Source organism: Schlesneria sp. (assembly GCF_036405755.1).
Taxonomy (GTDB): domain Bacteria; phylum Planctomycetota; class Planctomycetia; order Planctomycetales; family Planctomycetaceae; genus Schlesneria; species Schlesneria sphaerica.
Genome location: NZ_DASWWZ010000415.1, coordinates 1 through 3,244 on the forward strand (window position 1 = coordinate 1; position 3,244 = coordinate 3,244).

Genomic DNA, 3,244 nt, shown 5'->3' on the forward strand with positions numbered 1-3,244 from the left:
GTCAAGACGTTAGTCAGAGATTTGCAATGAAAAGGGCCCGCACCAAGCACGACTGTTCGTACAGGTTTCCGCAAGGGGATATGGAATTCGCAGACGAGCAGTTCAGGAGGGTGTCAATCAGCAGTACAACTGTTGTGGCGATTTTACCAGCGGATTGCAACTCAAAAATCGACAGTTTTACCAGAATCTTTCATAGCGATTGTCTGTAATCCAATTCGATTTTTTCGATGAGATTGTTCTTGCCGTTTCACAACGTCAGAGATAGTCTGTCAGACGCATTGTCTTTGAATCTTGCCACCTTAACCTTTCTGCGATTCTGAAGCCCCCCTCCCGGGAGACGCATTGTGACTGAAGAACTTCGCTCCAAGCTTCAACCTGTACAGCGTCGACAGCTATTTCAATCCATGTCCACGTGGGTGATTACGGGCTTACTCTGCGGTGCAGCAATCGGTATCGGGTGCGCCCTGGCACGTCTTGCCGTTCACTGGCTCGACGGCAGCTGGATGGCAGCGGCCGCCCTGATCGCCGGACCCGTCCTGGCAGGTCTTGCCGCAATCGTTTTGCTGATGCCACGGCCTAACTGGGTCGCTGCGGCTCGCGCCGTCGATCACCACTATGGCCTGAAGGACCGCACCGAATCGGCTCTCGATTTTGCCAGCCGTCATATCCCCGCGGAAAAACAGGCTTTCGCGGAATTGCAACTGGCCGATGCGATGCGCCACCTGGATACGGTTGAACCGGAAGTCGTCGCCCCGTTTAAGGCTCCCCGACTTCTGACCGGTGCCCTGGTCGCCACGGCGGCTGCCGTTATTTTTTCCCTGATCCCATTGAAACAGGAAGAACTCGTCGCAGGACCCACTGTTCCGGACGAGCAAATCGTGGCGGAAGCCCTGGCGATTGAAGAAAGCATCAAGGAACTTGAAGAGGAATTTCAGAACGATTCGGACCCCGGCCTGGAGCAACTTCTCAAGGAACTCAAGCAGAAGACGGAAGAACTCAAAGACCCCGGCGTTGACGTGAAAGAGGCTCTCGCCAAGATCTCCGAGATGCAAGCCGCCATCCAGTCCGCCCAAAGCCAGTCGAGCCTGGAACAAGTCGATCAGCAACTGCAGGAAGTGGGCGAGGCCATGGCTTCCGCCAAAGCACTGGAGGGTGCAGGCCAGGCGCTTGCCGAGGGGAAGTACGACAAGGCGATGAAAGAGCTGGCAGAACTGAGCGAACTGGAATTCGATCGCAACGAAGCCCGCACCACCGCTGAAAAACTGAAAAAGGCGGCCAAGCGTTCCAGTAACGGAGCCGATGGGGCCATCAGCGATGCGGCCAAAGATCTGGCTGATGGCATCGAAGAGGACGACGACGACAAAGCACTCGCCGGAGCCCGGAAGCTCGGTGAAAAAGCAGGCAAACAGGCACGCAAGAAGCGAATCAACGATCTCTTGAATGCAGAACTGGCCGAATTGAGCGATCGCAAATGTAACTGCCAGCAAAACAGTACTGCGAAAGGGAAGAAGAAGCAAAAATCAACCAGTTCCTCGTCCAACTGGGGAATGTCGGAAAGCGGCAACATTGATGGCGATGCCACGAGTCTGAATTCCGAAGTCAATCGTGAACAGGTCGCCGGGATGGCCGGTGAAGGTGATTCCGACTTCGAAACCAGTTCCTCGTCGGAAGGTCGTCAGGAAGCCCAGCGGGGATACAAAGACGTCTATCAGCAGTACAAAAAGATGAGCGAAGCCGTGCTCGAGAACGAACAAATTCCACTCGGCCACCGTCAGACAATCCGCCGCTACTTCGAATCTATTCGCCCACAGCAGAGCGAAGAGCCAGAGAAAAACTAGGGCTGCTTATCGAATGCGACCACGGTCGCACCCGCCTTCGTAAGCCCCTTCACACGGGTCGCCTCGCAAATTCAAAACCTGCCGATAAAACGCCCCTCACTGGCTCGTCCGGTGGGGGGCGAACTAATACGGAGCCTGTTCTTCAAAAGAAAAGCCACCGCAGGGAAGTATGTTCGAGCGGCAAAGCTCCGCCTGAGCAAAACCTATCGGCCACTGTGCCCTCGGGACTCTTACCACAGCCCGAGCCGCTGAAATCAAAAAGCCCCTGCTCAACTTTCAAAACGTGGCGTCTTCCGTTGGTGTCACGAGAAAGAACGGATCGACCTGCCGGGGTGCCGGCTGGATCATTTCTTCGGGAGAAGGGACTAATACGTGCTGTTCCCACTCTTCCAGCGGGACAGTCCAGGGTTCGCGTCTCAAAGGTTCAGTCAGCGGAAGAATCCACGGCTGAGGGAACCAGGTCCGCTCGACCCGGGCGTAGTCGAGGCCGGGATCCATCATCAGTTGAGGTCGGCGACCATTTAAAGAGACGAGCGCCAGAACCCGGATCTGAAGCGTCCCCTTTCCGTGGGCCCGAAAGTGGTCCCGCAAAAAATGGACGAATGTCAGAATCATGTCGCTGTCTTTACTCATCCGACTCAACTGCCGGGACGTCAGGAACGTACGCAGATCAGCGACTCCCCCTTCTCCACTGCGGGGATCGCGGATGTAAAACCGTAGTCCCACATCCTTCTCCCGCAGCATCATGTGCCAGGCAAAGTGGTGCCCCTCCTCAGACCAGGTAGCAGGCTGGGTATAGAAGAGACCCCGAAATGGAAAGAGCAGCTGCCAGACAACATAGACCCCCAATAGACCGAGCGTCATGTTCTGCCGGGAGGGGGAAACAGGCTGAAGAAGACCCGCATCAGGCGTCAATCGGGATCGCAAAAAGAAGCGTCGAGGCCAGTCGGGGGGGAAGAAGAGTAATGTTGCACCGATCATCAACCACGGGAAGATTCCGATCTCGAACAGGACCGAATTCATCAGATGGAATAGAACACCGACGGCGAGGGCGGGCCAGCGTGTCCGTTTCCACAGCAGCAACGGCACAATCAACAGATCCAGCAGCATTCCGCCCCATGCGAATGCGATCCCCGCATACTCGTGTGCCAGCGACGCGCCGACCCAGGGCAGGTCCGAGCGGCGTTTCAGCCACATGCCGAGGGGATACCCCTGCAGCCAGTCACTGTCCAGCTTCGCGAGACCTCCGTAAAAATACGGGATGCCAATCTGTAATCGAAGCAGCCAGAGTGTCCACGCGGGGACAACTTGAGACCGCAGTGAAGACCGCAACCAGGCATCGACTGACAGGGCATGATGGGCTGGCAAGAAGACCAGCAATCCACTGAGCAGCACAATCAGGTAGT

The 3,244-nt window shown here is 56.1% G+C and carries 2 protein-coding genes; one reads left to right on the forward strand and one right to left on the reverse strand.

Translation table 11 applies throughout. From position 1 onward, the window contains the following. Nucleotides 1–344: 344 nt before the first annotated feature. Entirely contained in the window at nucleotides 345–1,838 is a 1,494-nt protein-coding gene (locus VGE80_RS14240; protein ID WP_440593132.1) for a hypothetical protein, read from the forward strand. A 276-nt stretch (nucleotides 1,839–2,114) separates the two neighbouring features. Here VGE80_RS14240 and VGE80_RS14245 read toward each other — a convergent pair. Next, nucleotides 2,115–3,244, reverse strand: a 1,130-nt coding sequence (locus VGE80_RS14245; RefSeq protein ID WP_440593133.1) for an HTTM domain-containing protein, incomplete at its 5' end; no start/stop codon positions are given.